This window comes from Kiloniellales bacterium (assembly GCA_030066685.1).
GTDB lineage: Bacteria > Pseudomonadota > Alphaproteobacteria > Kiloniellales > JAKSBE01 > JAKSBE01.
The window spans coordinates 28,759-55,673 of record JASJBF010000006.1; the positions used below are offsets into that span (position 1 = coordinate 28,759).

Consider the following 26,915-nt stretch of genomic DNA (forward strand, 5'->3'; position numbering starts at 1 on the left):
AAAGCAAGCGGGCCGGCCCTCGGATTTCGCGATCCGGTCCGGCGTCAGGCTCTCTTGAAGAGCCGGCCGAGCGCCAGGAAGGGCAGCAGGAGGAGGTACCAGAACTTCTTCAGGAGAACCAGGGCGCCAGCGAGGATTCCGGCTCCCCAGGCCTTCTTGTTGCCGGTCATCATGCCGACCGCCAGCGCGCCCAGGCCGACCGCGGCCACCGCGTCGCCGGCCCGGAAGTCGGCGTAGCGCGCGCCCTCCTGATAGTCGTAGCTGGTCAAGGCCGGCCCGAGGGCCATCTTGGCGTTTTGGAACTGCTCGGGATCGCCGGTCCAGGTCAGCCGCGAATAGCCGTGGCGCCCCAGCTTCAGGGCGATTGCGTTGATCGCTTCGATTCCCTCGCTGTCGCGCAGCCGGGTCGCCCAGTAGACGGTGTTGTTGCGCGCGTTGTAGTGAGGCTCCTCCGCCCAGCCCAGGACCTCAAGGGTCGGATAGCCGTTCTCCGCGCGGATCGGGTTGGAGTCCCGGGTGCCGTCGATGATCTCCTGCAGCAGGGAGTCCGGCGCGACGTCCTTCCAGTCCTCGTCCTCGAGGAAGCCGATCTCATGGTACTCGATATCGATAAAGCTGCCGGCGGCCGGGCCGCCGGTCGACTCGATCAGGGCGACGACGTCGGGCCAGCCGTCGATCCCCTGGGTCAGCTCCAGGAACCTGCGCGCTTGCGCCCCGACGACGATCCGCTCGTTCGGGCCGAGGTCATAGCTGCTCTTCGAGCCGGGAATCTCGTAGACCAGCCGCTGGCTTTGCCAGTGCAGGTCCTCGACCGGATCCGACTGCGCCGTGGCCGGCGAGGCCGCGGCGGCGGCGAGGAAAAGGATCAGGGCAGGGCGCTGGAACATGTCGACCTCCAAGGATGAGCCTCAGAAGGCGCCCTCGGGGTTAACTTTCGGTTGTTGACCCGAAATTCTTTTTCCCGCTGATTTGTCTCAAATGCGGGCAACCGGTCTCGCGCCGGAAGCACCGGTCCTGGGGTGGCCGGGGCCGCCGATCCGCGCCGTCACGCACCGCGGCCCGGGCGGCGGAAGTCGGGCCGCCCGGGCCGCAGCTTGGTCATCTTGGCAATCGATCAGGAAAGGGGTGCTGGCGCCTGAAAGACACCGGCGAAGTAAGCCGCGACGACCGCGATCACCAGCAATGCGGTCGCGCCCGCCGTCCAGATCAGCACCTTCTTGTTTTCTTGGGTCATCATCCTACCTCCGGTCACTGTTTCCGGTGATTCAGGAATGAAGACCGACATTATCTCCCGTTGCATAATGGATAGAGATTTGCAATTTTCGAATGTCTTTGCGCCGAGATATGACGCCGACGCATAGCTCTTGGCGGGCTTCGCGGCGGGTTCAGTCCCCGGCGTAGGCCGTCTCGGCGGCGAAATACTCCGGAAACCCGGCGACCGCCTGCAGTTCGGCGAAGCTCGCCAGGCGCTCGGGCCGCGCCCCGGCCGTCATGGCGTCCAGCGCCTCGGTCATGGCCTGCAGGGCGGCGAGCTGCAAGGTGAGGGGATAGGCCGCCAGCTTGTAGCCGATCGCCTCCAGCTCGGCCGGCGGCAGCAGCGGCGTGTCGCCCTGCTCGACCAGGTTGGCCATCTTGGGGCCCTCGACCTCGGCGCAGTAGCGGCGCATCTCCGTTTCGCTCTGCGGCGCCTCAAGGAAGGTGATGTCGGCGCCCAGCGCCCGGAAGGCCTGGGCCCGGGCGAGGGCTTCCTCGAAGCCCTCGGTGGCGCGGGCGTCGGTGCGCGCCATGACCAGGATCTCCGCGCCCTCGTCTCGGGCATCCAGGGCGGCGCGCAGGCGGATCAGGGCCTCCTCGCGCGGCACCGTCTGCTTGCCCCGGGTGTGGCCGCAGCGCTTGGGCGCGACCTGGTCCTCGATCATGATGCAGGCGAAGCCGGCCCTGGCGTAGCCCTGGACGGTGCGCTTGACGTTGAGCGGGTTGCCGTAGCCGGTGTCGCCATCGCCGATCACCGGGATCCCGACCGTATCGCAGATGTTGCGGCCCTGGTCGGCCATCTCGGCGTAGGAGATCAGGCCGGTGTCGGGCAGGCCGAGACGCGCGACCGAGACCGCGAAGCCGCTCATGAAGGTGACGGGAAAGCCGGCGCGCTCGATAAGCTTGGCCGAGAGCGCGTCGAAGCAGCAGGGCATGACCTGCAGCCCGGGCTGCGCCAGGAGGTCGCGGAGCTGCTGGACCCGGTTCATGGGAGCCTCCTCAAAGCTTGAAGGGGATGTAGAGGGCGATGTCCGGCAGCAGGAAGATGCAGAGGACGGCCACCAGCATCAAGGCCAGGAACGGCCAGACCCCGGCCGCGACCTCGCCCATGGAGGCGCGGCCGACGGCCTGGATGACGTAGAGGTTGAGGCCGACCGGCGGGGTGATCAGGGCGCATTCGACCATGATCACGAAGAAGATCCCGAACCAGATCGGGTCGATCCCGAGGGCGCCGAGCGAGGGCGCCAGCACCGGCACCATGATCAACATCATCGAGAGCGCCTCGAGGAACAGCCCCATCAGCACCAGCACGGCGGCCACCACCAGGACGAAGAGCCAGGCCTCGTTGAAGTTCTGCGTGATCGCCAGGGAGATGTCCTGGGGGATGCGGTAGAGGGTGATCGCCTTGCCGAAGACCTTGGCGCCGGCGACGATCAGGAGGATCGTCACCGTGGTCTTCATGGCCTCCAGGGTCGCCTCCTTCAACATGGTCCAGGTCAGGGTGCGCAGGATCACGCCGGTGATGACCAGGGCGGCGGCGAAGCCGACGGCGGCGGCCTCGGTCGGGGTGAAGGCGCCGGCGTAGATGCCCCAGATGATCAGAGCGGCCAGGCCGAAGGTCGGCAGGGCGCGGACCGCCGTGGTCCGGCGCTCGGCCCAGCCGGCCTTGGGCTGCGGCTCATAGCTGGCGCTGAAGCGCGCGTAGAGCATCGAGAAGCCGATGAAGAGCGCGATCAGCAGCAGGCCGGGCCCGATCCCGGCGAGGAAGAGCGCGATCACCGATTCCTCGGTGATGAAGCCGAAGACGATCATCGGGATCGAGGGCGGGATCAGGATCCCCAGGGTGCCGCCGGCGGCCAGCAGGCCGAGGACGAAGGGCCGCGGATAGCCGCGCCGGATCATCTCGGGGATCGCCACGGTGCCGATGGTCGCCGCGGTCGCGACCGAGGAGCCGGAGATCGCGGCGAAGATGCCGCAGGACACCACCGTGGCGACCGCCAGGCCGCCGGGCCAATGGCCGACCCAGGCCTGGACCGCGGCGAAGAGGTCGCGCCCGACCCCGCCCTTCAGCAGCACGTTGGACATCAGCAGGAAGAGCGGCACCGCCAGCAGGATGAAGTTGTCGAGGGTGCTGAGCAGGCCCTGCGGCACCATGAGCGGCGAGAAGCCGCCCAGTTCCAGCATCAGGTAGCCCAGGCCGCCCAGGGCGAAGGCGACCGGGATCCCGACCAGCAGCAGGACGAAGAGGGCGAGCAGGACCAGGGCGGCGGTCATGGCCTCAGGCCTCGCCCGAACCCTCGGTCTCGGCCGGGGCGCCGTGGCGCAGCACGCGCTGGAGCTCGGCCAGGCACTGCAGCAGGAGCACCAGGAAGCCGAGGGGGATCACCACCTCGCTCCACCAGTTCGGGATGTTGAGCATGGTGCCGGTCGAGCGGCCGCGCTCGAAGGAATCGTAGGCGATGAACCAGCCGTGCCAGGCGGCGACCGCCGAGAAGCCGGCGATGAAGACCAGGGTGAAGGCCTCGCAGGCCTGGCGGCCGCGGTTGCCCAGGCGGGCGGTCAGCAGGGTGATCCGGATGTGCGCGCGTTGGCGCAGCAGGGTCGCCATGGCGATGAAGCTGCCCCAGAGCAGCAGGAGCTGCGAGAGCTCGGCGGCCCAGATCGTCGGCGCGTTGAAGAGATAGCGGGCCAGCACCTCGTAGGTGATCATGGCGCCGGTCAGGAAGAACAGCCAGGCGGCGAGGTGGCCGAGGAAGTCGGCCGCGCGGTCAATGAGACGCAGCAAGCCCTTGGTCCCTTGGGCGTGGCGGGGCTGGCCGCTCGGCCAGCCCCGCAGGTATCTGAGGGTCCTCAGTTGGTGCCGCGCAGTTCTTCGGCCGCCTTCAGGAGCTGCTCGCCCAGGGCGCCGGCCGAGGCCTTGTACTGCTGGACCACCGGGTCTGCGCCCTTGCGCCAGGCGGCGACCTCGGCGGCCGAGAGCTCGACCACCGTCATGCCTTCTTTCCTGGCCGCTTCGTAGGCCTCCGCCTCGATCCGGGCGATGTCGTCGCGTACCGCGACGTCGGACTTTTCGGCGGCGGCAGTGATGATGTCCTTGTGGTTCTGGGGCAGGCCGGTCCAGAAGGCTTCGTTGACCAGGACGACGAATTCGATGTCGGCGTGGTTGGTCACGGTGATGGTGTCCATGACCTCCCAGAGCTTGCGCGACCTGACCCCGGAGACGCCGGTCATGCCGACGTCGACCGTGCCGCGCTGGTAGGCGAGGTACTGCTCGGAGCCGGAGATCAAGGTAGGCGCCGCGCCGACGGCCTCCATGAAGGTGCCCAGGGTCTTGCCGAAGACCCGGACCTTCTTGTTCTTGATCTCGTCCGGGGTGCGCACCGGCGCGCCCTTGGACAGCATGATCGCGCCGCCATAGGCCTGCCACCAAAGCACCCGGCTGCCGGTGCCAAGGATGGCCTCGTCGATCGGCCCGCGGATCGGGCTGCCCTTGACGGTCGCCGCGCGGACCAAGGATTCGGAGTTGAACATGAAGGGCAGGTAGAAGATGTCGACCGCCGGGATGTCGCCGACGAAGCGGGTCAGCGAGGCCACGCCCATTTCGATGGCCCCGGAGCCGACCGCCTGCGGGACCTCCTTGTCCTTGTAAAGCTGAGCGGAGTCGTAGATCTGCACCTCGATCTCGCCGCCCGAGGCCTTCTCCGCCTCCTCTTTGAACAGCAGCAGGTTTTGGCCCAGGTGGCTCTTCAAGGGCAGCTGCAGCGAGATGCGCAGCGTTGTCTCGGCGGCCTCCGGGCTGCCGCTCGCCAGGAGTGCCGCGGTGACACCCAGGCAGGCGATGGTCTTGCGAATCATGTCTTTGCCTCCCCTCGCATGGTCCGTTTCTTGGTTTCTGGCCTGTGGCGGCAATAATCTAGCACCCTTGGCGGGCAAAGCGATTGCGAATACAGACCATGAAGTACCGTGTCGATAGGATGATATCCTGAATTCTAGGGAGTCTCTCGGATGGATGACCTAGACTTCGGGATTCTCTGCGTGCTTCAGGACAGGCCGGAAGCGTCGATGGGGGATCTCGGCGAAAGGGTCGGGCTCAGCCACAGGCTTTGCCGGCGCCGGGTGAAGCGCCGAGCCGAGCCGGATAGGCCGGCACAGGTCCGCACGGACGGGATACGCGCGGTCGGCGCAGCCGGCGACGGGTCTTGTGAGGGGAAAGCGTGATCCGGGGCTATTTTCTGCCCGGGCAGGGCCGTGGGGCGCCCTTGCGGGCGCCCGCAGCTGCGTCTCAGGCAGCGAGACTGGAATCGTTCCAGGCGGCGGTCTGCTTGCAGTCCTTGCAAACCCGTTCACCGGCCCAAGCGCTGGTGAAGTCCTTGCGGCACATCAGACACTTGCGGCTCTTGGCAACGTATTCCTTATCCGGCTCTGGCTTCTTGTTCTTGCTTGAGTCACTCATTTCGATCGCTTCTGGTCTAGATATCAATCAGCCCCGATTGCTGCTTAGACATAGGGTCGCCCCCTTGGGAGACAACCCTTCGTAATGCAATGCAGCAATGTTGTGTTTGTATCTCGAGGTTACGGCGGAGTTAATACCAGAAATTGGATCGATTCCAAAGGCTTTTCTGATCCCCGGGAAAATTTTTTGCAACTAGGTTACAGCCCCATGACGCAACCGCTTGAGGTTCGGCGGCCCGCAATCCGCCAGATATTGTAACGCTGTGAAGTCGGTAAGCCGACGGACACCCGGGATTCCACAAGCACCGCGCAAGATATGCTGCGCTGCAACATCGCGGCCCTTTCGTAACAAGTCGGAGCCAAGTGCTTGAAACTCTGCGGGTCGTTAGCAACACGTTAATCATCGGCATTCTATGATCTGGCCAGCTCTCGCGGGCGCTGCCTGACGGTCTAGGCCATCGGTTCCTGTGCGGCGAGACCTCGTTCATCGGTGAGGCGGGGCGTCGGATTCCGGCGTCCGATTCAAAGGAATTCGGAATGGGTCTGTTCAACAGGTTTCAGGGCCTCCTTTCGCAAGACATGGCGATCGACCTGGGCACGGCGAACACGCTGGTCTACGTCAAGGGCAAGGGGATCGTGCTGAACGAGCCCTCGATGGTCGCGATCGTGGAAGGCAAGGGCCGCAAGCAGGTCCTCGCGGTCGGCGACGACGCCAAGCTGATGCTCGGCCGCACCCCCGGCGGCATGCAGGCCATCCGGCCGCTCCGCGACGGGGTCATCGCCGATTTCGAGGTCGCGGAGGAGATGATCAAGCACTTCATCCGCAAGGTTCAGCACAATCGCAGCTTCGCCAGCCCCCAGATCATCGTCTGCGTGCCCTCCTCGGCGACCGCGGTGGAGCGCCGGGCGATCCAGGAATCGGCCGAGGCCGCCGGGGCCCGCCGGGTCTTTCTCATCGAGGAGCCCATGGCCGCGGCGATCGGTGCCAATCTGCCGGTGACCGAGCCGACCGGCTCCATCGTCGTCGACATCGGCGGCGGCACCACCGAGGTCGCGGTCTTGTCCATGGGCGGCATCGTCTATGCCAACTCCGTGCGGGTGGGCGGCGACAAGATGGACGAAGCGATCATCTCCTACATCCGGCGCAACCATAACCTGCTGGTCGGCGAATCCTCGGCCGAGCGGATCAAGAAGGAAATCGGCAGCGCCTGCGTGCCGATGAATGGCGACGGCGAGACCATGGAGATCAAGGGCCGCGACACGGTGACCGGCGTGCCCAAGGGCCTGACCCTGAGCCAGCGGCAGATCGCCGAGGCCCTGGCCGAGCCGGTCAGCGCCATCGTCGAGGCGGTCAAGACGGCGCTGGAGCACACCGCGCCGGAGCTGGCGGCCGATATCGTCGACAAGGGCATCGTCATGACCGGCGGTGGCGCCAATCTGAGGAACCTCAATACCGTGCTCCGCAACGCGACCGGTCTCCCGGTAACGATCGCAGACGACCCCCTGAACTGCGTGGCCCTGGGATCGGGCCGCTGCCTGGAGGAGATGGGGGCCATGCACAACGTGCTGATGTCGTTCTGAACCCAGTCGGCAGACGACCCCCAGGGCGAGGGCGGTCCGCGGGGCCGCCCTTTCGTGTCGCGCGCTTCCGGAATCCGCCGAAGGCCGGCCTCTGCGCCGCTCTGCGGTCAGGGTCACGGAAAACGCACAGCCCCAGCCTAGACATTCGTTAACCATAACCCCTTATGTTGCGGCGCAGCACGTTTGAGCGCCGGACTCCCGGCCCGATCGAAGATTGCGGAGAGGGTTCCACGCATGGCAGCAAAGAGCACCGCTCGACGGCAGCCCGCTAAACCTGACGCGAAGCCCAAGACCGCGCGCAAGGGCCGCGCCGAAACCCCGCCTGCCCGCAGGCCGCGGGTCGAGGCCGCCCGCCGCCCGGGCGTGGTCAAGCCGATCAACCTCGCCCTGCAGGGCGGCGGGGCGCACGGCGCCTTCACTTGGGGCGTGCTGGACCGGCTGCTGGAAGACGGCCGAACCTTCTTCGATGGGGTGAGCGGGACCAGCGCCGGTGCCTTCAATGCCGTGGCCCTCGCGGCCGGCCTGCAGACGGGCGGCGCGGAGGGCGCCCGGGAGAAGCTCGAGGCCCTGTGGCGGGCGGCCTCCGATGCCGCTCGGCTCTTGCCGCTGCGCGGCTCGCGCTCGAGCCATTTCGCATTCGACCTCATGACCCGCGTTATCTCGCCCTACCAGTTCAATCCCATGGATCTCAATCCGCTTCGGGGGCTCCTGGAGGACGCGGTCGACTTCGCCGCCCTGCGCCGGGCCGCGACCGTCAAGCTCTTCGTCGCCGCGACCGAGGTCGCCAGCGGCCGGGCGCGGATCTTCGAGACCCGGGAGATCTCGGTCGACGTTGTCCTGGCCTCAGCCTGCCTGCCGCAGCTGCACCACGCGGTGAAGATCGGCCGGCACCACTACTGGGACGGCGGCTTTTCGGCCAATCCGGCGATCCTGCCGGTGATCGAAGCCTGCGAGACACCGGATACCCTGATCGTCCAGCTCAACCCGGACAGCGACGCCGAGCTGCCGACCCGGGCCGGCGAGATCACCGCGCGGATGATGCGCATGACCTTCAACCAGCCCTTCCGCCGCGAGATCGAGACCATAGAGCTCTGCCGCCGGGTGGCGCGCGAGGGCATTGCGATCGGCGGCCGCCTGCGCCGCCGGGTCAAGCGGCATCGCTTCCACCTCATCGAGGCGGCGCCCTACACCAAGGACCTGGAGGAGCACAGCCGCCTGACCCCGGATTGGGACCTGCTGTGCCACCTGCGCGACTGCGGCCGCCGTGCCGCCGAGGCCTGGCTGAAGAAGCAGCACCGCCAGGTCGGCTACAACGCGACCGTCGACCTGGCCCAGAAGTTCCTTTAGGCCGGCAGGCGGCTCAGGCGCCCAGCCGTGCCTCGGCGTAGCCCTTGATGGCGGCGGCCAGGGTATCGAGGTCGGCGCGCAGGCGGCCAAAGCCCGGACCCCGGGCGAAGCTGACCTCGTCCATGTAGAGCCGACGGTTGATCTCGATCTGCAGACTGTGGCGGCCCTTGGACGGCTCGGCGTAGCGCTGGACCAGCTCGACCCCCTTGTAGGGGTCGTTCAGCTTGACCCGATAGCCGAGAGCCGTCAGCTCAGCGGCGACGAAGCGGGTGAAGGCCGGGTCGCAGGAGCTGCCGTCCCGGTCGCCAAGGACGAAGTCGGCGCGAGCCGCCGGGCCGTCGGGGGTGGTCTCGTCGCCCATGGCCGGCATGGAATGGCAGTTGAGGTGCCAGACCTGCCCGAAGCGGCCGTGCGCCGCGTCCAGGAGCTCCTGCAGGGCGGCGTGATAGGGTTGCCAGCAGGTCTCGATCCGGCGCTGCACCTCGGCGACGGTCAGCTTGCGGTCGTAGATCTCGCCCAGGCCGCGCAGCCGGCGCCAGATCAGGCCGACGCCGCGCTCGGTCTTGTCGCCCGGCCACGTGGTGCCGGGCCAGGGTCCGTCGATCATGTCGCGGTCCAGGTCCTCCAGCGCCCGATTGGGATCGATGTAGCTGCGCGGGAAGAGCGCGTGCAGCAGGGGCGCGCCCAACCGCACCACGCCGGCAAAGAGTGCTTCGACGTGGCTGTCCTCGGCCTGGCGCAGGATCTGGCGGTCGATCCGGTGGTCGAAGTCCGGCGGATAGTCGCGGCCGCTGTGCGGGCTGTCGAAGACCAACGGGGTGTCGATCTCGGCGGGGCGCTCGACCCGGATCATGACGAGATCCCGGGGGCGGGCGTCGGTGCTGCCATGCCGGGCCCAGCTGCCGGCATTGGCTTGGTGACGTCCCTGCCGCTCTGGCCCCTGTGCATGGCGCTCCGCCGTCACCCGAAAAACGGATCCCCGCCATCCCGGTTCGATGGTGGCGGGCCCCCGGTCCAGGGTCATGTTAGCCAGGCTTTGACAGGGCTCTCAAGCGGGGCGGGCGCCGCGCTCGCACTCGTTGTGGGCTAGGCTTGGGGCTGCTCCGAGAAGCTGTCGACCGAGAGCTCGGCGGCAGGATCCTTGACCACGAGCTCGGCGACCACCTCGCAGGTCTCGGCGAAGGCGGCCATATCGGCCTGCCCGTCGTCTTGCTGCGGACCGACGGCCCGGAAGAAGCGAGCGCATTCGCGCAGCAGCTGGGCGGCGAGTTCTGCGTGCGTTGCCATGGCGCCACTGTCGACGGTTAAGGTAAAGAAAGCGTCAAGGCCGCGGGGATCGAGAGGGCCGGGCTTGCAACGGGCATTTCGGCTGTCCTGGCGAAATCAAACTGCGCTCAATCGGGATCGACCGAACGCAGACAACTCGACCCACTTCATAGATACGGAGCCGCCTGTGTTCGATAGAACGCAGGCGGCTCCTGGGTCCGCCGCTCAGCTTGGTCCCGGCTTCGCGGCTCGCGAACCGGATCAGACGATGCGCGAGCCGCGAGCGGCGGGGTTAGAGCCTTGCGTACAAGCCGACGACTGCGTCCAGCTCGGACATGAGCGTCGTGTCGAGGCTGGCGAGGTCGGCGATATCCTCCGGATCGATGTTGCGCGACGCCAGGGCGGTTTGCAGGATCGGTTTCAGCTCTCGCCAGAGACTGTTGACCGACTTGAGCTGGGCCAGGATCTGCTGGTTCGGCGGCGGCATGAGGCGCTGCTCGTAGTCGCCGACCATTAGCCCCTGCAGGGTGGCCTCAAAGAGCTGCATGGAACGGGAAAGCTCCCGCCTTTGTTTCTGGGGGCTCTCGTTGTAGGCGATCAGCAGGAAGTCCTTGGACATCTTCTCGATTAGCATGCGCTGACGGTCGGCCTGATCGATGGCGATCTCCAGCATCGTGAAGACGCCGCCGCGTTTCGCGGCATTCTTGTAGGCCGACACCGTATCCGTCATGGCGGCGAGCAGCGGCAGGCTGATGTCCGACACGAGGCCGACCGAATCGCCGGCGGCCTCGGCAGAACTCGTGGCCTCCTGTAGCGCCTCGTGGAACAACGGCCACAGTTGCTCCACACGGGCGAGGCTTGCGAGAACCTCGGCATCTTCCGTGCCCTGAAGCGCAAGCTCCGGGTCGCCGTAGCGCAATCCCTTGAGAATCCGGTCAAATTTCTTGGAGTTGTAGCGCAGGTTTCTCTGGTTTTCGCGCTGGTTGTGCCCCAGGGCAAGAAGCAGCAGTTCCTTGCTCATGCGCTGGGTGATCATCCGCTGCCGGCCGGCGACATTGATCGTATGCTTGTAGTCGAACTTCTCTTGCGCAAAGGCCGGTTCCACAAGCGGGATCTTGGGGACCGCGCTTAGCAGCTCCGCCGACGACAGGGCGGCGGCGAGCGCGACGGAAACTAATAGGGGTTTCTTGTTCATGGCTCTTTTATACCTTTGTCTTGCGGTTTTGGGGCCTACCCCGGGGGACGGTGGGCATTGACTGCCGGCTCACTCCACCGAGGGCCTGCCTAGAGGCCCTTGGCGACGGCGCGAATGGCGGCGACCACCTTGGCGACGCTCTCTTTCGTCTCGCCGCGGGTGACCAGGAACAAGGGCTGCTTGATCGCTCTATCGGTCTCGATGATACGGACCGAGTCGTTCGCTTGATGGCGCGCGACGATCCCGAGCCCGCCGGGCGAGCGCTTCACCCTGCGCACGACGACGGCGGTGGTGATCGCGTCGTTCGCGTTCACCAGTTCGGTGCCGTCCTTCTTGAGCTCTTTTTCGACCATCGTGCGAACGCCGCCGCCCGAGCTTTCGGCAAAGATCTCTATGGCAAGGTCCGCGCCGCCAACCTGCTTCCAGTTCGTGATCTTGCCGGCCATGATGTCGACAAGCTGCTGGAAGCTGAGTTTCTTGACGGGGTTCTTCTTGCTGACCACGAAGGCAACCTGGGCGTTGCCGAGCTCGTGCACCGTGAACTGGCTTCCATCGATCCTGCCGTTGCCCTTCTTCTCAAGCTTCTTGATCACGGCTTCCAAAGGGGCCGAAATCATGGCGATTTCGGCGGAACCTGAAACCAGGGCCAAGAGGCCCCGGCCACTGCCGACGGCGGAGATCCGGAGAAGCTGGCCTGACTGCTGCTCGATTGCCTCGGCATTCGGGTCGACCACGGCGCTGGATACGGTCGTCGATCCGGAGATGCTGACTTCGGCGGCCAGCGCTGGGGTGGTGGAGCCGGCGAGCAGCCCCGCCATAGCCAAGCCAAAGGCGATGACCTTTCTCAACATGTTGTTCCCCATTTCAGTGTGACTATTTCACCGGACCGAAGATCCGGTTGTATTAATGGCAATTATACTATGGATTTATTAAGTTGTTCTTAATTCCTGTAAATTTCGGTTCATGATCGTTGAGATCTGTGCCCAAAGTCTTCATCTTTCCGATGAGAAACAAGCCGGGTTTAAGGGCGCTGCTACTGGACCGAGATCGGCGGTCGGCTTTCCCGTTTCCTGGCTCGAGCGCGCGCTTTCGCCGCAGGCGGCTGCAGGCTACTGGCTGCGGCCTTCTGAGCTGCCTTGGTGACAATTTGGATCAAGAAGGCCGCCCACGGCGCCGAAATAGGCACCAGAGGGCGGCCAGGACAGTCCATCGACGCAGAGGGGGGTCCATCACCTTTGAGCCGGTGGACTCATCGCTCGAGGGTAGTGTCCGGATGGCTTTTCTTATTTTGGCTGAGGCTCTGCCGCAGCCCCTTATCTCTATACTGGGATAAGCAATTTGTCAACAAAACTCATCAAATTGTAAATATAACCCCAGGCCGAATATTGATTTTGTTAACCATAATTCATGGCGAGTTCCTTGGATTCCTGCGGGTTTTCGGGCTAGGAGGTGCGCCCGGCCGCTCAGGACTGTGACGGCAGGCGCTTTTTGGGGTCGAAGAACGGCAGTTCGACCACCTCGGCGGCTCGCCGTCCCAGCGGGGTCGACACCTCGACGGCGCTGCCCGGATTAATGGCCTCGGCTGCCAGCATCGCCAGGGCGATGTTCTTGCCGAGGCGCGGGGAGTGGGCCGCCGAGGTCACCTTGCCGATCCCCCGTTCCCCTGCGGCGACCGCCCAGGGCTCCTCGCTCGTCGGCAGCCGCGGGCCCTCGATCTCCAGACCGACGAGGCGGCGCGCGACGCCGTTCTGCGCGATCTCGGCCAGTGCCGCCTTGCCCATGAAATCCGCCTCCTGGTCCAGGTCGACCAGGCGGCCCAGGCCGAGCTCGTAGGGGTTCGTGTCGAGATCCATGTCGGCGCCGTAGGACAGCAATCCGCCCTCGATGCGGCGAATCGTCGAAGGGGCGCCGGGTCCGATGCCGTAGGGCTGGCCGGCTTCCATGATCGTCTCCCAGAGGCGGTCGCCGTGGCGGCCGTCGCGCAGAAAGACCTCGTAGCCGCGCTCGGCGCTCCAGCCGGTGCGGGAGACCACCAGGGGGATGCCGTCGAGCTCGGTCTCGCGGAACCAGAAGTAGCGGAGCTCCTCGATCCAGCCGCCGAAGAGGTCGCGCATCACCTCGAGCGACCTCGGGCCCTGGACCTGCAGCGGCGAGACGTCGGGCTCGCGCACCTCGACATCGTAGCCCAGAGCGTGCGCCAGGGCCCGGGCCCAGAGCAGGACGTCGCTGTCGGCCAGGGACAGCCAGAAGCGGTCCTCGGCCAGGCGCAGCAGCACGGGGTCGTTGACGATGCCGCCCCGCTCCGTGGTCAGCAGCACGTACTTGCACTGGCCGACGGCGCAGGTCGAGAGGTTGCGCGGGGTCAGGAACTGGGTGAAGCGGGCGGCGTCGGGCCCGGTGATCTCCACCTGCCGTTCGACCCCGACGTCCCAGAGGGTCACCGCCTCGATCAGGCGCCGGTAGTCCGCCTCCGGGCTCTCGTAGTAGACCGGCAGGTACATGTGGTTGTAGATGGTGAAGGCCTTGCAGCCTTGGCGACGGGTCGCGTCGTAGAAGGGCGATTTGCGGATCCGCGGCCCGATCGCGATGGCCGCCGCCGTCTCCTCTGCCATGGCCTCGACCTCCCAGCGGTTTGGCGCAGGTTGGCCGATGGCGGGGACGGCGTCCGGCGGATTTGCGTCACGAAATGCTATCCGCGCGTCCGCGAGGTGTAGAAGATGTGCTTGCCGATCTTGGGGCCCTCGACCTTGTTCTTGCGCCAGGCCGGCGAAACGTAGTCGGCGTGGTACCAGAGGGCGCCCCGGGTCGGGTCTTCGGTGGCCCGCCACAGGACCCGCCGGGCGTGGAAGAGGCTGTCCTCCCAGGCCGCGAGCTCGGTCGGGTCGTCCGAGCGGCCGTCGCACCACCAGGTGAACTGGCAGCGCCAGCGGCGCTTGTAGCCGCCTTGCTGGACCACGCCGCAGATGCTGTCGGGGAAGCGGGCGTCCTCGACCCGGTTCAGGACCACGTGGCCGACCGCGAGCTTGCCTTCGCCCGGCTCGCCGCGGGCCTCGTGATAGATGTTGAGGGCCAGGCAGGAGAGCTCCTGCTCGACGCGCACCGGGTTCGGCACCGGCAGGGAGGAGCGCAGGACCATCACCCAGCCGCCGCTGTAGACCAGGGTGATGAAGAGCGCCAGGACCATGGGCGAGCGCAGCCGGAGATCGGGCAGGGTGACCGGCCGGCGGGCGCGGACCCGCGGCAAACGCCGCCTCGCCAGCCAAGCCTGAAAGCCGTAGGTCCAGCCGAATGCCATGACCGCTGTTCCTCGATTCACCGGCCCCGACGGGCCGGGAGGGCAGGATAGGCGCCAGAGGCTAACAATAACTGTCTATGAACGTGGCGCATTTACGTGGCCAGAACATGGCAGCGCCACGCCCGTTCAAGTTGTTCGCCAATCCTGAGATTTCAAGTGAAGAGCAGGCTGCAGATGACCACTGCGGCGATGATTCCGGCAAAATCGGCCGTCAGGCCGGTCGCCAGGGCGTGGCGCACCCGGCGGATCTGGACCGCGCCGAAATACACGGCGAGGACGTAGAAGGTGGTCTCGGTCGAACCCTGAAGCGTGGAGACCAGGTAGCCGGTGTAGGTGTCTGGGCCGGTCGCCGGGTCGTTCATGATCCCGACCATGACGCCGTAGGCGCCGCTGCCGGACAGCGGCCTGAGGATCGCCATCGGCAGCGCCTCCGGCGGCATGCCGAACAGGGTGGTGACCGCCCCCAGCGGGCGGATCAGCAGGTCGAGCGCGCCGCTGGCCCGGAACATGGCGACCGCGACCAGGATCGCCACCAGGTAGGGGATGATCCGCAGGGCGACCTGGAAGCCGTCCTTGGCGCCCTCGACGAGGACCTCGTAGACCGGCACCCCGCGCAGCACGCCGAAGGTCAGCAGCCCGACCACGATGCCGGGCACCATCCAGGGCGCGATCTCGCGGCCGAAAATGATGGTGACCGGAACCAGGGCCAGGACGCAGGCCAGAACCAGGAAGGACACCCAGGCCGGGTAGGCGCCGCCGTCCTCGGAAGGCGCCGCGGCCTCGGGCTGGCCGTCCTCTGCCGCCGCCGGCGGATCTCCCCCGGCTGCCGCGTCCGGCGCGGGCGGCAGGGCGGAGAAGCGCTGATAGGTCTTGGCGGCGAGGATCGCCACCGTGGTCGAGCAGATGGTCGCCACCAAAGTGGTCGGGATGATCCCCGCCGGATCGTTCGAACCGAGCGAGGCGCGCAAGGCGACCACCCCGGTCGGCAGCAGGGTCACGCTGGAGGTGTTGATCGCCAGGAAGAGGGCCATGGAGTTGCTCGCCGTGCCCTTGTGGGGGTTGAGCTTGTCCAGCTCCTGCATGGCGCGGATGCCGAAGGGCGTCGCGGCGTTGCCCAGGCCCAGGACGTTGGCCGAAATGTTCAGGATCATCGCGCCCATGGCCGGGTGGTCGCCGGGCACCTCCGGAAACAGCCGGGTCATCAGCGGGCGCACGACCTTGGCGATGATCACCAGCAGGCCGCCGGCCTCGGCCACCTTCATCAGGCCGAGGAAGAGCGCCATCACCCCGACCAAGCCGATCGCCAGGGTCACCGAATCCTTGGCGGCGGCGATCATGGCCTCGGAGAGCGCGGCCATGGGCGTCGGATCGACCCCTGTATAGATCACCTGGCGGAAGGCCGCGACCGCGAAGGCGATGATGACGATGGCGAAGAAGACGGCGTTCAAGACGGCGCTACCGCGGAGTTCCCGGGAGGTCTGGACCTGGGCACCGGCTCCGCGCGCGGGCCGCGCGAATCGGCGGGTGAAGCGTCTATGGTGGCGGCTCCCGGCGGCGGAGAAAATACTCTTGCCGATCCCGGAACGCGTCCGCGCACCAAGTTCGCAGCGGATCCTCCGCTGTGAATGTGGAAAAACCACGGCAAACTTGCGCTGCCACTCAGGAAGGCCAAGTCTTGAGCAGGATCACCGGCCGGAGCCCCCGGCCACGGCGGGGAGATGGGAGGAAGGGGAGCTGCAGAAAAGCCTCCAGGCCGTCATCCTGGCGTTCTCGCTCACTGCCCCACCGCCCATTTTGGCGGCACCGGCCGACCTGGCCGGCTGGGATGCGGCGCGCTGGGGCATGACCACGGCCGAGATCGAGGCCGCCTTCGGGGCAAGGCTCACCACCTTGCCGGGGCGCTGGATCTACGGCGGCGCCTACGCCGAACGGGCGGTCCTGGAGACCCGAGTCGGCGGTCTCGCCTTCACCGCCTACTTCCAGATGAACGCGGAGAGCGGCCGCCTGCAGCAGGTGCTGCTGGAGCGGCGACAGCAGGACGCCGCCAATCCGGCCGTCCTTCAGGCCCTGAGGAAGGCCCTGGAGGCGCGCTTCGGCCCCGCCTCCCAGGCCTGCCTGCTGTCCGAGCGGAACCCCACCGGCCTCGAGCTGGTCTGGCGCTTTCCGACCACCACGCTCCACGCCACCTTCCTGGACTTCTTCTCGACCTCGGTCCTCTACGTGAATCCCAACGTCGACCGCGACCCGCTGCGGCCCGCCTTCAGGGATCGGGCCGTCAGGCGCCGGACCCTGCCGCGCCGCGCCACCCTGCGTTTTCACCCCAGCGAGCGCGACGATCTGCTGTCCAGGCGGGCCCGCTGCTTTCCGGACTTCGAGTCGCTGGAGGCGATAGTGACGCGGGAGTTCCTCGAAAGGACGGAGCCGCAGCCGTGAGCCAGATCCGATCCGTCGCCGCGCTGACCGAGCTTGGGCGCGAGCAGCTGTCCGAGCACTTTTTCATGCGCGACATGCTCTATAGCGAGGTCGCCAACTTCCACGGCCTGCAGAACCTCCCCGAGGACCCGGAACTGGCCGTCGCCGCGGGCCGGCGGCTCTGCGAGGCGGTGCTGGAGCCGCTGCACCGCGCCTTCGGCGGGGTCGCCGTGCGCAGCGCCTACCGCTCGCCGGCGGTCAACGACTTCTGCCACCGCCGGCGCGCGCCCGGCAAGACCGATTACTTCTGCTCGGACAACGAGTTCAACCGGGCCCGGCACATCTGGGACCGGCGCGACGCCGCAGGTTACCTAGGCGCGACCGCCAGCATCGTGATCCCCTGGTACCTGCCGCGCTTCGAGCAAAGCGGCGATTTCCAGCCGCTCGCCTGGTGGATCAGGGACAAGCTGCCGGGCTATGCCGAGGCCAGCTTCTATCCCTGGCTCTGCGCCTTCAACATCCGCTGGTACGAGGGGCCAAGCGAGCGGGCCATCGCCTTCCACGACGGCACGCGGAGCGGCCTGTTGACCAAGGCCGGCATGGCGAACTTCGAGGGCGACCACGGCGCCCTCTATCCCGGATTTCCCGCCGCGTCCTGAAGCCCGCGGCCGGGCGTGCGGAGTCAGGTCTCCCGCTCGTCCTTGGGCTTGTCGTCGTCGTCCGCCCGGACGGGGGCCTTGTTCTCGGCGGTCGTCTTATAGGCCGCCATGGCGCCCAGGACGACGCCAGCGAGGGTCCAGGCCATGACCTGTCCCAGTCCCGGAGCTGCTTTCATAGGCAAAGGTCCAATCCGCAGCGCGGCCGCTTCGCAGGGCCGCGAGAGTTACGGCAAGGTTAAGCGCGCCGCTGGGGCAAAGGTCTGTCCTGGCTGTGAGCAAGCTGGGTCCCGGTCGGCGGCTGCCGGCGCGTCTCTTGCTAGAGATCGACCCCGCGCCGGTCGATGGCCCGCCGCCAGATCGAGGCGATATCGGCATGGAAGACCAGGGCCGGGTCGGCCTCGACGTCCCACCAGGACCCGCGCGCGATCTCGGATTCGAGCTGGCCCGGCGCCCAGCCGGCATAGCCCAGGACGAAGCGGAAGTCCTTGGGGCCGCTGCCCTCCAGGATGCGGCGCAGCATCTCGGGATCCCCGGAGACGGCGAAGCCGCCGGGCAGCCTTTGGGAGCTCTCAAGCACGGCATCGTCGCTGTGCAGGAGGAAGCCGCGCCCGGGCTCGACCGGCCCGCCGTAGTGCGCGGCGATCTCGGCATCGGCCGCGTCGATCTCGACGCCCATCTCGTCCAGCAGCACCTGCAGCGGGACCTGGCCCAGGCGGCGATTGATGACCAGGCCCATGGCGCCGCGGCGATCGTGCCGCAGCATGAAGACCACCGTACGGTCGAAGTTGGGATCGCGCAGATCTTCGCGCGCGATCAGGAGCCGGCCCGCCAGGAAGGTTTCCGTTTCGCCTTCCGTGCCTTCGGTCCCCGCGGGATCGGCAGGTCCTGCGGAGGCGATCAGCAACACTGCCAGCAGGCCGAAGGCGTAAAGCCGAGGGCGCAAGCTCGTGAAGATGGTCGAGTTTCGTGTCACCACAGCCTCGCCGTCGGAGCCGTCCGGATTTCCCGGTATGGCCAGGATCGCCAGCTATGCTATCAGAGAACGCGCTCGCCGCGTGGCGCGAATTGCGTCCCACGGCGGACTGCGACTGCGGCAATCCGGGAGCCTGTCCGACAATGCCCCTTGGGGAGACTTTCAAGCGGCCGGTTCGCGGACGCTTTGGATTGCTCTGCGCCGGCCTGGCGTGGATCGGCCTGGCGGGATGCTCCGAGCCTTTCCCGACCGGATCTCCGGCCGCGGTTGATTCCGAGAGCGGGGAGCCGCTGGGCAACCTGATCTCCCTGTGCTACGGCACCGAGATGAACGACGAGGAAGAGATCAAGGCGAGGGCCCAGGAGCTCTGCAAGGGCCGTCTGGTCTTCGTCGGGCAGACCATGTTCTTCAACGATTGTCCGCTGTTGCAGAACACCCGCGTGACCTATCAGTGCCGGCCGCTCCCGCCTGGCGGGGCCGGCGGTCGGCGCAGCGTCCCGCCGTCCTGACCGGGTGTCGCGATGACTCCCAAGCTGCGCCGCTTCTTCGCCGCCTTGCCGCTCGCCCTCTGGGCGGCCCCGGCCCCGGCCTTCGAGGCCTTCGTCTCCGTCGACGACTATATGGCGGCCTCCCGGGAGGCGCGCCGGTCCTTTCTGACAGGGGTCTACGACAGCTTCGGCACGCTTCATGACGCCGGGCTGTTCTCCAGCGAAACCCTGTCGGAGACGGTCGCACGGATCTTGGATTGCACCTCGCCCATGAAGATCGAGGAAATCGAGACGCTCTTCACCGCGCGGTTGGAGCAGGACCGCGGCGACTGGGATTCGGCTGCGGCCTCGCGCTTCATCTTTGCCTTCGACGACTACTGCAAGTAGCCGGTCCGGGTCCATTCCGCGCGCACCTCGCCGTCCGCCTCTCGGGGCAGCCGGCCTTTACGCTCCGCATCGAAGGCGGCCGGGTCGGCGAGGCGGCCGAAGGCCCAGACCGCCATCGCCCGGACCAAGGGCGACGGGTCGTCGAGCAGCCCGCGGGCCGCGGCCGCGAGCTCCCGCGCGCCGCTGTTGCCGATCGCGATCAGGACGTTGCGGAGAAAGCGGTCGCGCCCGGTCCGCTTGATCGGGCTGCCGGCGAAGACCTTGCGGAAGCCGGCGTCGTCCAGCGCGGCCAGGTCGGCGAGCCGGGGCGCGGTCAACTCGGCGCGGGGCAGGAAGGCGGCCTCTGCGCTGCGCCGGGCGAACTTGTTCCAGGGGCAGACCGCCAGGCAGTCGTCGCAGCCGTAGATCCGGTTGCCCAGAGGGACACGGAATTCCTCAGGGATGTGGCCCTTGTGCTCGATGGTCAGGTAGGAGATGCAGCGCCGGGCGTCCAGACGGTAGGGCGCCGGGAAGGCGTCGGTCGGGCAGGCGTCCAGGCAGCGCCGGCAGGAGCCGCAATGGTCGGCCTCGGCCGAGTCTGGGGGCAGTTCGAGTGTCGTGAAGACCTCTCCGAGAAACAGCCAGGAGCCGAAGTCGCGGGACACCAGGTTGCTGTGCTTGCCCTGCCAGCCGACGCCGGCGTTTTCGGCCAGCGGCTTCTCCATCACCGGCGCGGTGTCGACGAAGACCTTGAGCTCGCAGCCCAGGGTCTCGGCCATCCAGCGGCCCAGGGCCTTGAGCCGGCGCTTGAGCAGGTCGTGGTAGTCGCGGCCCCGGGCGTAGACTGAGATGTTGCCGCGCTCTGGCGCGGCCAGCAGGGCGAGCGGGTCACCCGGGGGCGCGTAGTTCGCCGCCAGCACGATCACGCTGCGGGCCTCCGGCCAGAGGATTCGCGGATCGCCACGCCGCGCGGCCGTGTCCGCGAGCCAGCCCATGTCGCCGTGGCAGCCCGCCGCCAGGAAGCCGGCCAGGCCGTCCCGCGCAGCCTCCGAGAGGGCCGCGGGGGCGAAGCCGACCGCATCGAAGCCGAGCGCCAGGGCCTGGTCGCGGATCGCGGCCTTGGGGTCCGGCGGGCTCTTCTCGGTCATGGCGTCCCGCGTCTCCGGTGTCGGCGGCTCGGACTACAGCGGCGGCAGGTCGCCGGCGGCCTGCGCCGCCTCGAACTCGGCGGCGAAGGCCTCCAGGCGGCCCTCGGCGATGGCGGCCCGCAGCCCGGCCATCAGCTCCTGATAATAGGTCAGATTGTGCAGGGTCAGAAGGATCGGCCCCAGCATCTCGCCGGAGCGGATCAGGTGGTGCAAGTAGGCGCGGCTGTACTGGCGCAGCTCCCGGTTCGGGCTCTCCGGGTCCAGGGGCCGCGGGTCGTCTTTGTGCCGGGCGTTGCGCAGGTTGACCACGCCACGCCGGGTGAAGGCCTGGCCGGTCCGGCCGCTGCGGGTCGGCAGGACGCAGTCGAACATGTCGATGCCGCGCTGCACGGCGCGGACGATGTCGTCGGGCTTGCCGACTCCCATCAGGTAGCGCGGCCGGTCCTCGGGTAGGGCCGGGACGGTCTCCTCCAGGACCCTCAGCATGGTCGCCTGGCCTTCGCCGACCGCCAGGCCGCCGACCGCGTAGCCCTGGAAGCCGATCTCGATCAGACCGGCGGCCGATTCCCGGCGCAGCTCCGGATAGACGCTGCCCTGGACGATGCCGAATAGGCCGCGTCCGGGATGGCCGGGAAAGGCCTCCTTGCAGCGCGCCGCCCAGCGCAGCGAGAGGCGCATGGACTCCGCCGCCTCGGCCTCGCCGACCGGGAAGGGCGTGCATTCGTCCAGGACCATGGTGACGTCGACTCCCAGCAGGTCCTGGATCTCCACCGCCCGCTCCGGGGTCAGCTCGTGCGGCTGTCCGTCGACATGGGAGCGAAAGGTGACTCCGTCTTCGGTGATCTTGCGCAGCTCGGCCAGGGACATGACCTGGAAGCCGCCGGAATCGGTCAGGATCGGCCGCGGCCAATTCATGAACTTGTGCAGGCCGCCAAGGCGGGCGATGCGCTCGGCCCCGGGCCGCAGCATCAGGTGATAGGTGTTGGCCAGGACGATCTCGGCACCCGTCGCAGCGACCTCGCCGGGGCGCAGGCCCTTGACCGTGGCCGCGGTGCCGACCGGCATGAAGGCCGGTGTCTCGACAGTGCCGTGGGCGCAGGTCAGGCGGCCGCGCCGGGCCGCGCCGTCCCGGGCCTGGACCGCGTAGCCGAAGGGCGTCTCGGTCATGCCTCCTCCTGGCGGGTCAGCAGGCAGGCGTCGCCGTAGGAGAAGAAGCGGTAGCCTTCGGCCACGGCATGGGCGTAGGCCCGCTTCATGCGCGCGAGCCCGGCGAAGGCGGCGACCAGCATGAAGAGGGTCGAGCGGGGCAGGTGGAAGTTGGTCAAGAGCAGGTCCACAGCCTTGAAGCGGTAGCCGGGCAGGATGAAGAGATCCGTCTCGCCTGAAAAGGCCGGGATGCGGCCGTCCTCCTCCGCCGCGGCCTCCAGGACCCGCAGCGCCGTGGTGCCGGCCGCGACGATGCGGCCGCCCGCGGCCCTGGCTGCGTTGATCGCCTCGGCGGCCTCGGGAGTGATCTCGGCGACCTCGCTGTGCATGCGGTGGTCGCGGGGGTCCTCGGCCTTGACCGGCAGGAAGGTCCCGGCCCCGACGTGCAGGGTAACGGCGACCCGGCGCAGACCGCGCGCCTCCAGAGCCGCCAGCAAGGGTGGGGTGAAGTGCAGGCCGGCGGTCGGCGCCGCGACCGCGCCCTCCCGGGCCGCGAAGACGGTCTGGTAGTCTTCGCGGTCGCGGGCATCCGGGCCGGCCTCACGGTGGATGTAGGGCGGCAGCGGGGCAGCGCCATGGCGGGCGAGGGCCGCCATCAGCTCGGCGTCGGCTCGGTCGAAGGCCAGGGTGACCTCGCCGCCTTCGCCCTTGGCCGCGACCTCGGCGGTAAAGGCCTCCGCCTGCGCCGGCGCGAAGTCGATGCGGTCGCCGGGGCGCAGGCGCTTGGCCGGCCGGGCGAAAGCCCGCCAACGATCGGGCCCCTCGCGCTTGTGCAGGGTCACCTCGATCCGGGCCTCGCCGCGGCGGCCGGTCAGGCGGGCCGGGATCACCTTGGTGTCGTTGACCACCAGCAGGTCGCCAGGCGCCAGGAAGCCCGGCAGCTCGGCGATCCGGCTGTCGGTCAGGCCGTCCCGAACGACCAGGAGCCGCGCGGCCTCCCGCGGCTCGGCGGGGCGTTGCGCGATCAGTTCCTTGGGCAGGTCGAAGTCGAAGTCGTCGGTGCGCATGGCGGCGTCCCTGTCGCCGGAACAGCGGCCGGAGTCAAGCCGCGCGGTCTTTGAACGGCCAAGCGGCGTCGCTCGCAAGCGGACGCGCGGCGGGCGAGCGGGCGCAGGATGAGACTCGGAGGATCGCATCATGAGCCCGAACATCGTCTTCATCATGGCCGACCAGCTCGCCGCGCCGGCCTTGCCAGCCTACGGCCACAGGACCGTCAAGGCGCCCCACATCCAGGGCCTGGCGGAACGGGGCGTGGTCTTCGACGCCGCCTACTGCAACAGCCCGCTCTGCGCGCCTTCGCGCTTCTCGATGCTCTCGGGCCGTCTGCCTTCGGAGATTGGCGCCTTCGACAACGCGGCCGAGTTCCCGGCGACGGTGCCGACCTTCGCCCACATGCTCCGGCTCGGCGGCTACCGCACCGTCCTGTCCGGCAAGATGCACTTCGTCGGGCCGGACCAGCTGCACGGCTTCGAGGAGCGGCTGACCACCGACATCTATCCCGCCGACTTCGGCTGGACCGTCGACTGGGAGCAACCGGAGCGGCGGCTGGACTTCTACCACACCATGCTGAGCGTCGTGGAGGCCGAGGCCTGCCGGCGCAGCCAGCAGATCGATTTCGACGAGGAGGTCGCCTACCAGGCCGAGCGCAAGATCTTCGACCTGGCGCGCGACGGGGACGAGCGGCCCTTTTTCCTGCTGGTCTCCTTCACCCATCCCCACGATCCCTACACCATCGGCCAGGAGCACTGGGACCTCTACCGGCCCGAGGATATCGACCTCCCGTCGGTTCCCGCCCTGGCCCCGGAAGACATGGACCCGCACAGCCGCCGGCTCTATGAGGCCCTCGGCATGGCGGACTACGCCCTGACCGAGGAGCGGATCTTGAAGGCGCGGCGGGCCTACTACGGCGCGATCTCCTACGTCGACGCAAAAGTCGGCCGCCTTCTGGAGACCCTGGAGGCCGCGGGCCTGGCCGAGGACTGCGTCGTCGTCTTCACCGCCGACCACGGCGACATGCTCGGCGAGCGCGGTCTTTGGTACAAGATGTGCTTCTACGAATGGGCGGCGCGGGTCCCCCTGATCCTCGCAGCGCCGGAGCGCTTCGCCCCGCGGCGCGTCGCTCGCCCGGTCTCCCTGATCGATCTCTTTCCGACCTTCAGGGACCTTGGCGGCCTGGACGACCTCGAGCTGCCCGAAGACCTCCCCGGAAACAGCCTGCTGCCACTGCTCGACGGCGGCGCGGGCGGGCCGGCGGCGGTCCATGGCGAGTACCTGGGCGAGGCGGCGGCCGGGCCGCTGGTGATGATCCGGCGGGGCCGGCACAAGTACGTCGTCGGCACCGAAAGCCCGCCCCAGCTCTTCGACCTCGCCGAGGACCCGCAGGAGCTGAGCAACCTCGCCGGGCAGGCGGCCCTCGCCGAGGTCGAGGGCGCCCTCGCGGAGGAGGCGGCGCGGCGCTGGGATCTCGAGGCCCTGCGCGCCGAGGTGATCGCCAACCAGCGCCGGCGCCGCTTCGTGCAGCAGGCAAACCTGATTGGTAAGCACACGCCCTGGGATTTTCAGCCGATCTTCGACGCCAGCGAGAGCTACGCCCGCAACACCCGCGCGATTCTCGGCGAGCTGGAAAACCGGGCCCGCCTGCCCTACCGCGAGACGCCGGCGCCCGACGGGCCGGGGGCTGCCGCTCGCGAATCGTAGCGCAGTCCCAGGCTGAGGCGCGCTTCGGTGACCGCGCCCAGGAAATGGAAGGGGCGGGGCCGGTCCGGAAGGTAGCCCGGCGCGCGCATCAGCAGCAGGTGGCCCGGCGGGGCCGGGACCTCGCGGGCGCCGCTGCCCGCGCGATCGGCGCAGACGAAGAAGGGCGCCGCACCGCAGAGCGTGACCAAGGCGACCAGGCCCCGGTAGCCGAGGTGGTCGCGGTGCGGCGTGATTCCGAAGGAGCCCCGGCGATAGCGCTGGACGATCAGATCGTTGAGCCGGAAGCCCGCTGGATCGTCGAGGCAGGGTGCCGACGACAGGGCCTCGCGGAGCCGGGCCTCGAGCCCCGCGGCCAGGGCGCGAAACACGCTGTCCGGCGGAAAGCTCAGCGCGACGTCGAAGTCCTGCCGCACCGCCGCCTCGCCGCTGCCGACCACCGCCTGGCCGGGGCGGAAGGCGATGTCTTCGGCCGCGGCGCAGAGCCTCGCGCAGTCGGCCGGACCGAGCAGCGGCAGCGAGGCCGCGTCCTCTTCGCCCAGGCGCCGGATCGCCCTGGCCAGGTCGTCCGGCGCCGCCCGAAAGTCGAAGGCCGTCGCCGGGGGGCCGCCCGGCGGCTTCGCGTGCTGCGGATCCCGAGCGGTGCCGGTCACCGGCTTTCCTCCGGCAGCCGCCTGCCGCGGCGCCAGTCCCAGGGGGTGACGAAGCGGCCGCGCCAGAGGCCGTGGTTCTTCGCTTCGGCCTCGCGCTCGAAGGGCAGATAGCGGTCCGAAACTGCGCGGTCGGCCAGGGCCCAGCCGGTGTAGACCATGCCTTCCGAAAGGTCGTAGCCGGCGGCCTGGCAGCGCGCCACCTCCGGGCCCTCGGCCGGCAGCGGCGCGCAGGTCACCGGGATGCCGGCGGTCAGGTCGAGCAGGGCGCTGCGCGCGACCTCGCCGCAGTCGTAGAGCTTCTTCAGCAGGCAGTGCTGGCCGGGCTCGGGGGCGTCGATGGCGTAGAGCCGGAAACGGCGGCCTTCGACCTCGATCAGGTCGCCGGCCAAGACCTCCGGCCGGCCGGTGACCGCTTCCGGGTCCGGCTTCGCGTTCCCGGCGAGGGCCGGGGCGGCGGCCAGAGCCAGGAGCAGGCAAGTCCAGCGGCGCATGGCGGATCCTTTCCCGAGCCGAGTATGGGGCCTGGCCGCCGGGACGCTCAAGCGCGCGCCTTCCTGCTTGACCCCCGATGGCTGGCTTGGGCAGAACGGGGCGTCCCGAGGGAGGATGCTGCCGATGTCAAAAGTGCCCCGCGAGGCCGAGCGTATCGCCGTGATCGGCCTGGGCTACGTCGGCCTGCCGGTCGCGGTGGCCTTCGCCCGCGGTTTCACGGTCGTCGGCTACGACGTCGACGCCGCCCGGGTCGCGGCCCTCGGCCAGGGCGAGGACTGGACCGGCGAGGTCGCCGCGGCCGACCTCGGGGCCCTGACGTCGCTCACGCTGACGGACGATCCTTCAGCCCTCGCGGGCGCGACGGCCTTCATCGTCGCCGTGCCGACCCCGGTCGACGACGACCGGCGGCCGGACCTCGGCGCCCTGCTGCAGGCCTGTGACGACATCGGGCCGGTCCTCTCGCCCGGCAGCCTGGTGGTGATCGAATCGACGGTCTATCCGGGGGTGACCGAGGAGATCTGCGGCCCCCGTCTGGAGGCCGCCTCGGGCCTACGCGCCGGTCGCGACTTCACGCTGGGCTATTCGCCCGAGCGGATCAATCCCGGCGACCGGGAGCGCCGGCTCGAGACCGTCACCAAGGTGGTATCCGGCCAGGACGCGGCAACGCTGGACCGGGTCGCGGCGCTCTACGGCGCGGTGGTCGAGGCCGGCATCCACCGCGCGCCTTCGATCAAGGTGGCCGAGGCCGCCAAGGTGATCGAGAACACCCAGCGCGATCTCAACATCGCGCTGATGAACGAACTGGCGATCATCTTCCACCGCCTCGGCATCCCGACCCGCGACGTGCTCGCGGCCGCCAGAACCAAGTGGAACTTCCTGCCCTTCACGCCCGGCCTGGTCGGCGGCCACTGCATCGGCGTGGACCCCTACTACCTGACCGCCAAGGCCGAGGCCGTCGGCTACCATCCGGAGGTGGTCCTGGCCGGCCGGCGCATCAACGACGGCATGGGCCGCTTCATCGCCCAGGAGCTGCTGCGCCGCCTGGCCCAACGCCCGGGCTCGCTGAGCGACATGCGGGTCGCGATCCTGGGGCTCACCTTCAAGCCGGACGTCCCGGACCTGCGCAACAGCAAGGTGCCCGACATCGTCGCCGAGCTGGCGAGCTTCGGCGTTGCCGCCGCCGTGCAGGATCCCCTGGCGGCGGCGGAGCTCGCCAGGCAGATCTACAGCATCGACCTCCGACCCTGGGAGGCTTTGGCCGGGCTCGACGCCCTGGTCCTGGCGGTGCCGCACCGCGCCTATCTCGAGCGGCCCCCGGCCGAGCTGCTGGCCCCGCTCAAGCCGGACGGCATCGTCCTGGACGTGAAGAGCGCCCTGAACCCTGCGGAAATCCCCGAGGGCCTGTCCTACTGGAGCCTTTGACGGCGCTCCGCG

At 68.4% G+C, this 26,915-nt stretch carries 28 protein-coding genes; 8 read left to right on the forward strand and 20 right to left on the reverse strand.

Annotation, left to right across the window (positions count from 1 at the left end):
• Window positions 1-44: 44 nt before the first annotated feature.
• The 6 genes from QNJ30_06145 to dctP all read right to left on the reverse strand — a co-directional run bounded on the left by QNJ30_06145 (window position 45) and on the right by dctP (window position 5,109).
• Window positions 45-887, reverse strand: a complete 843-nt coding sequence (locus QNJ30_06145) for a DUF2167 domain-containing protein (GenBank protein ID MDJ0943023.1) — start codon at window positions 885-887, stop codon at window positions 45-47.
• A gap of 227 nt (window positions 888-1,114) precedes the next feature.
• The gene (locus tag QNJ30_06150) at window positions 1,115-1,285 is read right to left on the reverse strand and encodes a hypothetical protein (GenBank protein ID MDJ0943024.1); all 171 of its coding nucleotides are present in this window, start codon (window positions 1,283-1,285) and stop codon (window positions 1,115-1,117) included.
• A gap of 100 nt (window positions 1,286-1,385) precedes the next feature.
• Window positions 1,386-2,243: an isocitrate lyase/PEP mutase family protein gene (locus tag QNJ30_06155; protein ID MDJ0943025.1), complete on the reverse strand. Its 858-nt coding sequence runs from the start codon at window positions 2,241-2,243 to the stop codon at window positions 1,386-1,388.
• A 10-nt stretch (window positions 2,244-2,253) separates the two neighbouring features.
• Window positions 2,254-3,528, reverse strand: coding sequence for a TRAP transporter large permease (locus QNJ30_06160; protein MDJ0943026.1), 1,275 nt, complete (start codon window positions 3,526-3,528; stop codon window positions 2,254-2,256).
• A gap of 4 nt (window positions 3,529-3,532) precedes the next feature.
• Window positions 3,533-4,039: a TRAP transporter small permease gene (locus tag QNJ30_06165; protein MDJ0943027.1), complete on the reverse strand. Its 507-nt coding sequence runs from the start codon at window positions 4,037-4,039 to the stop codon at window positions 3,533-3,535.
• A 65-nt stretch (window positions 4,040-4,104) separates the two neighbouring features.
• A complete protein-coding gene (gene dctP, locus QNJ30_06170) occupies window positions 4,105-5,109 on the reverse strand; it encodes a TRAP transporter substrate-binding protein DctP (protein MDJ0943028.1) in 1,005 nt (334 codons plus the stop codon).
• A gap of 1,140 nt (window positions 5,110-6,249) precedes the next feature.
• Here dctP and QNJ30_06175 point away from each other — a divergent pair.
• Both QNJ30_06175 and QNJ30_06180 read left to right on the forward strand, forming a co-directional pair.
• Window positions 6,250-7,287, forward strand: a complete 1,038-nt coding sequence (locus QNJ30_06175; GenBank protein MDJ0943029.1) for a rod shape-determining protein — start codon at window positions 6,250-6,252, stop codon at window positions 7,285-7,287.
• Between the two features lie 234 nt (window positions 7,288-7,521).
• On the forward strand, window positions 7,522-8,634 hold the full coding sequence (locus tag QNJ30_06180) for a patatin-like phospholipase family protein (protein ID MDJ0943030.1): 1,113 nt from the start codon (window positions 7,522-7,524) through the stop codon (window positions 8,632-8,634).
• Between the two features lie 13 nt (window positions 8,635-8,647).
• Here QNJ30_06180 and QNJ30_06185 read toward each other — a convergent pair whose 3' ends face one another.
• The 7 genes from QNJ30_06185 to QNJ30_06215 all read right to left on the reverse strand — a co-directional run bounded on the left by QNJ30_06185 (window position 8,648) and on the right by QNJ30_06215 (window position 15,838).
• Entirely contained in the window at window positions 8,648-9,487 is an 840-nt protein-coding gene (locus QNJ30_06185) for an N-formylglutamate amidohydrolase (protein ID MDJ0943031.1), read from the reverse strand.
• A gap of 233 nt (window positions 9,488-9,720) precedes the next feature.
• Entirely contained in the window at window positions 9,721-9,921 is a 201-nt protein-coding gene (locus QNJ30_06190) for a hypothetical protein (GenBank protein MDJ0943032.1), read from the reverse strand.
• 271 nt (window positions 9,922-10,192) lie between these two features.
• Complete coding sequence (locus QNJ30_06195) at window positions 10,193-11,095, reverse strand: type IV pili methyl-accepting chemotaxis transducer N-terminal domain-containing protein (GenBank protein ID MDJ0943033.1); 903 nt, start codon at window positions 11,093-11,095, stop codon at window positions 10,193-10,195.
• An 89-nt stretch (window positions 11,096-11,184) separates the two neighbouring features.
• Window positions 11,185-11,946 (reverse strand): substrate-binding domain-containing protein, encoded by a 762-nt coding sequence (locus tag QNJ30_06200; GenBank protein ID MDJ0943034.1) that lies wholly within the window; start codon window positions 11,944-11,946, stop codon window positions 11,185-11,187.
• A 612-nt stretch (window positions 11,947-12,558) separates the two neighbouring features.
• Window positions 12,559-13,707 (reverse strand): dimethylsulfoniopropionate demethylase, encoded by a 1,149-nt coding sequence (locus tag QNJ30_06205; protein MDJ0943035.1) that lies wholly within the window; start codon window positions 13,705-13,707, stop codon window positions 12,559-12,561.
• A 77-nt stretch (window positions 13,708-13,784) separates the two neighbouring features.
• Entirely contained in the window at window positions 13,785-14,390 is a 606-nt protein-coding gene (locus QNJ30_06210) for a cell wall hydrolase (GenBank protein ID MDJ0943036.1), read from the reverse strand.
• Window positions 14,391-14,542: 152 nt separating this feature from the next.
• Window positions 14,543-15,838 (reverse strand): nucleoside recognition domain-containing protein, encoded by a 1,296-nt coding sequence (locus QNJ30_06215; protein MDJ0943037.1) that lies wholly within the window; start codon window positions 15,836-15,838, stop codon window positions 14,543-14,545.
• Window positions 15,839-16,184: 346 nt separating this feature from the next.
• Here QNJ30_06215 and QNJ30_06220 point away from each other — a divergent pair, with 346 nt between their 5' ends.
• Together QNJ30_06220 and QNJ30_06225 are read left to right on the forward strand one after the other, a co-directional pair.
• Window positions 16,185-16,823: a hypothetical protein gene (locus tag QNJ30_06220; GenBank protein ID MDJ0943038.1), complete on the forward strand. Its 639-nt coding sequence runs from the start codon at window positions 16,185-16,187 to the stop codon at window positions 16,821-16,823.
• Window positions 16,820-17,461, forward strand: coding sequence for a hypothetical protein (locus QNJ30_06225; GenBank protein MDJ0943039.1), 642 nt, complete (start codon window positions 16,820-16,822; stop codon window positions 17,459-17,461). The genes QNJ30_06220 and QNJ30_06225 overlap by 4 nt, the downstream gene beginning before the upstream one ends.
• A gap of 23 nt (window positions 17,462-17,484) precedes the next feature.
• Here the strand turns inward: QNJ30_06225 and QNJ30_06230 are convergent, their stop codons facing one another.
• Both QNJ30_06230 and QNJ30_06235 read right to left on the reverse strand, forming a co-directional pair.
• Window positions 17,485-17,637, reverse strand: coding sequence for a hypothetical protein (locus QNJ30_06230; GenBank protein ID MDJ0943040.1), 153 nt, complete (start codon window positions 17,635-17,637; stop codon window positions 17,485-17,487).
• A gap of 140 nt (window positions 17,638-17,777) precedes the next feature.
• Window positions 17,778-18,434 carry a YqgE/AlgH family protein gene (locus QNJ30_06235; GenBank protein ID MDJ0943041.1) on the reverse strand — a complete coding sequence of 219 codons (657 nt, stop codon included), beginning with the start codon at window positions 18,432-18,434 and terminating at the stop codon, window positions 17,778-17,780.
• A gap of 143 nt (window positions 18,435-18,577) precedes the next feature.
• Between QNJ30_06235 and QNJ30_06240 the strand changes: the two genes are divergently transcribed.
• Window positions 18,578-18,943: a hypothetical protein gene (locus QNJ30_06240; GenBank protein MDJ0943042.1), complete on the forward strand. Its 366-nt coding sequence runs from the start codon at window positions 18,578-18,580 to the stop codon at window positions 18,941-18,943.
• A gap of 12 nt (window positions 18,944-18,955) precedes the next feature.
• A complete protein-coding gene (locus QNJ30_06245) occupies window positions 18,956-19,309 on the forward strand; it encodes a hypothetical protein (protein ID MDJ0943043.1) in 354 nt (117 codons plus the stop codon).
• Here QNJ30_06245 and queG read toward each other — a convergent pair.
• From queG to queA, 3 genes are read right to left on the reverse strand one after another with little or no spacing between them, the layout of a single operon-like run.
• Window positions 19,297-20,436 carry a tRNA epoxyqueuosine(34) reductase QueG gene (gene queG / locus QNJ30_06250; protein ID MDJ0943044.1) on the reverse strand — a complete coding sequence of 380 codons (1,140 nt, stop codon included), beginning with the start codon at window positions 20,434-20,436 and terminating at the stop codon, window positions 19,297-19,299. The genes QNJ30_06245 and queG overlap by 13 nt on opposite strands.
• Before the next feature lie 33 nt (window positions 20,437-20,469).
• On the reverse strand, window positions 20,470-21,603 hold the full coding sequence (gene tgt, locus QNJ30_06255) for a tRNA guanosine(34) transglycosylase Tgt (GenBank protein MDJ0943045.1): 1,134 nt from the start codon (window positions 21,601-21,603) through the stop codon (window positions 20,470-20,472).
• A complete protein-coding gene (gene queA, locus QNJ30_06260) occupies window positions 21,600-22,649 on the reverse strand; it encodes a tRNA preQ1(34) S-adenosylmethionine ribosyltransferase-isomerase QueA (protein MDJ0943046.1) in 1,050 nt (349 codons plus the stop codon). Before queA ends, tgt begins: the two co-directional genes overlap by 4 nt.
• A gap of 130 nt (window positions 22,650-22,779) precedes the next feature.
• On the opposite strand from queA, the gene betC reads away from it, so the two are divergent.
• Window positions 22,780-24,339 carry a choline-sulfatase gene (gene betC, locus QNJ30_06265; GenBank protein ID MDJ0943047.1) on the forward strand — a complete coding sequence of 520 codons (1,560 nt, stop codon included), beginning with the start codon at window positions 22,780-22,782 and terminating at the stop codon, window positions 24,337-24,339.
• On the opposite strand, the gene QNJ30_06270 is transcribed toward betC, so the two are convergent.
• Together QNJ30_06270 and QNJ30_06275 are read right to left on the reverse strand one after the other, a co-directional pair.
• Window positions 24,285-24,989: a hypothetical protein gene (locus QNJ30_06270; GenBank protein ID MDJ0943048.1), complete on the reverse strand. Its 705-nt coding sequence runs from the start codon at window positions 24,987-24,989 to the stop codon at window positions 24,285-24,287. The two genes, betC and QNJ30_06270, sit on opposite strands and share 55 nt — an antisense overlap.
• On the reverse strand, window positions 24,986-25,480 hold the full coding sequence (locus QNJ30_06275; GenBank protein ID MDJ0943049.1) for a thermonuclease family protein: 495 nt from the start codon (window positions 25,478-25,480) through the stop codon (window positions 24,986-24,988). The genes QNJ30_06270 and QNJ30_06275 overlap by 4 nt, the downstream gene beginning before the upstream one ends.
• Window positions 25,481-25,604: 124 nt before the next feature.
• Here QNJ30_06275 and QNJ30_06280 point away from each other — a divergent pair, with 124 nt between their 5' ends.
• Entirely contained in the window at window positions 25,605-26,903 is a 1,299-nt protein-coding gene (locus tag QNJ30_06280) for a nucleotide sugar dehydrogenase (GenBank protein ID MDJ0943050.1), read from the forward strand.
• Window positions 26,904-26,915: the final 12 nt, after the last annotated feature.

Coding starts and splice junctions, on each gene's coding strand:
- QNJ30_06145 (MDJ0943023.1), bottom strand. CDS start 887: ATGTTCCAGCGCCCTGCCCTGATCCTTTTCCTCGCCGCCGCCGCGGCC.
- QNJ30_06150 (MDJ0943024.1), bottom strand. CDS start 1,285: ATGTCGGTCTTCATTCCTGAATCACCGGAAACAGTGACCGGAGGTAGG.
- QNJ30_06155 (MDJ0943025.1), bottom strand. CDS start 2,243: ATGAACCGGGTCCAGCAGCTCCGCGACCTCCTGGCGCAGCCCGGGCTG.
- QNJ30_06160 (MDJ0943026.1), bottom strand. CDS start 3,528: ATGACCGCCGCCCTGGTCCTGCTCGCCCTCTTCGTCCTGCTGCTGGTC.
- dctP (MDJ0943028.1), bottom strand. CDS start 5,109: ATGATTCGCAAGACCATCGCCTGCCTGGGTGTCACCGCGGCACTCCTG.
- QNJ30_06180 (MDJ0943030.1), top strand. CDS start 7,522: ATGGCAGCAAAGAGCACCGCTCGACGGCAGCCCGCTAAACCTGACGCG.
- QNJ30_06185 (MDJ0943031.1), bottom strand. CDS start 9,487: ATGATCCGGGTCGAGCGCCCCGCCGAGATCGACACCCCGTTGGTCTTC.
- QNJ30_06190 (MDJ0943032.1), bottom strand. CDS start 9,921: ATGGCAACGCACGCAGAACTCGCCGCCCAGCTGCTGCGCGAATGCGCT.
- QNJ30_06195 (MDJ0943033.1), bottom strand. CDS start 11,095: ATGAACAAGAAACCCCTATTAGTTTCCGTCGCGCTCGCCGCCGCCCTG.
- QNJ30_06200 (MDJ0943034.1), bottom strand. CDS start 11,946: ATGTTGAGAAAGGTCATCGCCTTTGGCTTGGCTATGGCGGGGCTGCTC.
- QNJ30_06205 (MDJ0943035.1), bottom strand. CDS start 13,707: ATGGCAGAGGAGACGGCGGCGGCCATCGCGATCGGGCCGCGGATCCGC.
- QNJ30_06210 (MDJ0943036.1), bottom strand. CDS start 14,390: ATGGCATTCGGCTGGACCTACGGCTTTCAGGCTTGGCTGGCGAGGCGG.
- QNJ30_06230 (MDJ0943040.1), bottom strand. CDS start 17,637: ATGAAAGCAGCTCCGGGACTGGGACAGGTCATGGCCTGGACCCTCGCT.
- QNJ30_06240 (MDJ0943042.1), top strand. CDS start 18,578: ATGCCCCTTGGGGAGACTTTCAAGCGGCCGGTTCGCGGACGCTTTGGA.
- QNJ30_06245 (MDJ0943043.1), top strand. CDS start 18,956: ATGACTCCCAAGCTGCGCCGCTTCTTCGCCGCCTTGCCGCTCGCCCTC.
- queG (MDJ0943044.1), bottom strand. CDS start 20,436: ATGACCGAGAAGAGCCCGCCGGACCCCAAGGCCGCGATCCGCGACCAG.
- tgt (MDJ0943045.1), bottom strand. CDS start 21,603: ATGACCGAGACGCCCTTCGGCTACGCGGTCCAGGCCCGGGACGGCGCG.
- queA (MDJ0943046.1), bottom strand. CDS start 22,649: ATGCGCACCGACGACTTCGACTTCGACCTGCCCAAGGAACTGATCGCG.
- betC (MDJ0943047.1), top strand. CDS start 22,780: ATGAGCCCGAACATCGTCTTCATCATGGCCGACCAGCTCGCCGCGCCG.
- QNJ30_06275 (MDJ0943049.1), bottom strand. CDS start 25,480: ATGCGCCGCTGGACTTGCCTGCTCCTGGCTCTGGCCGCCGCCCCGGCC.
- QNJ30_06280 (MDJ0943050.1), top strand. CDS start 25,605: ATGTCAAAAGTGCCCCGCGAGGCCGAGCGTATCGCCGTGATCGGCCTG.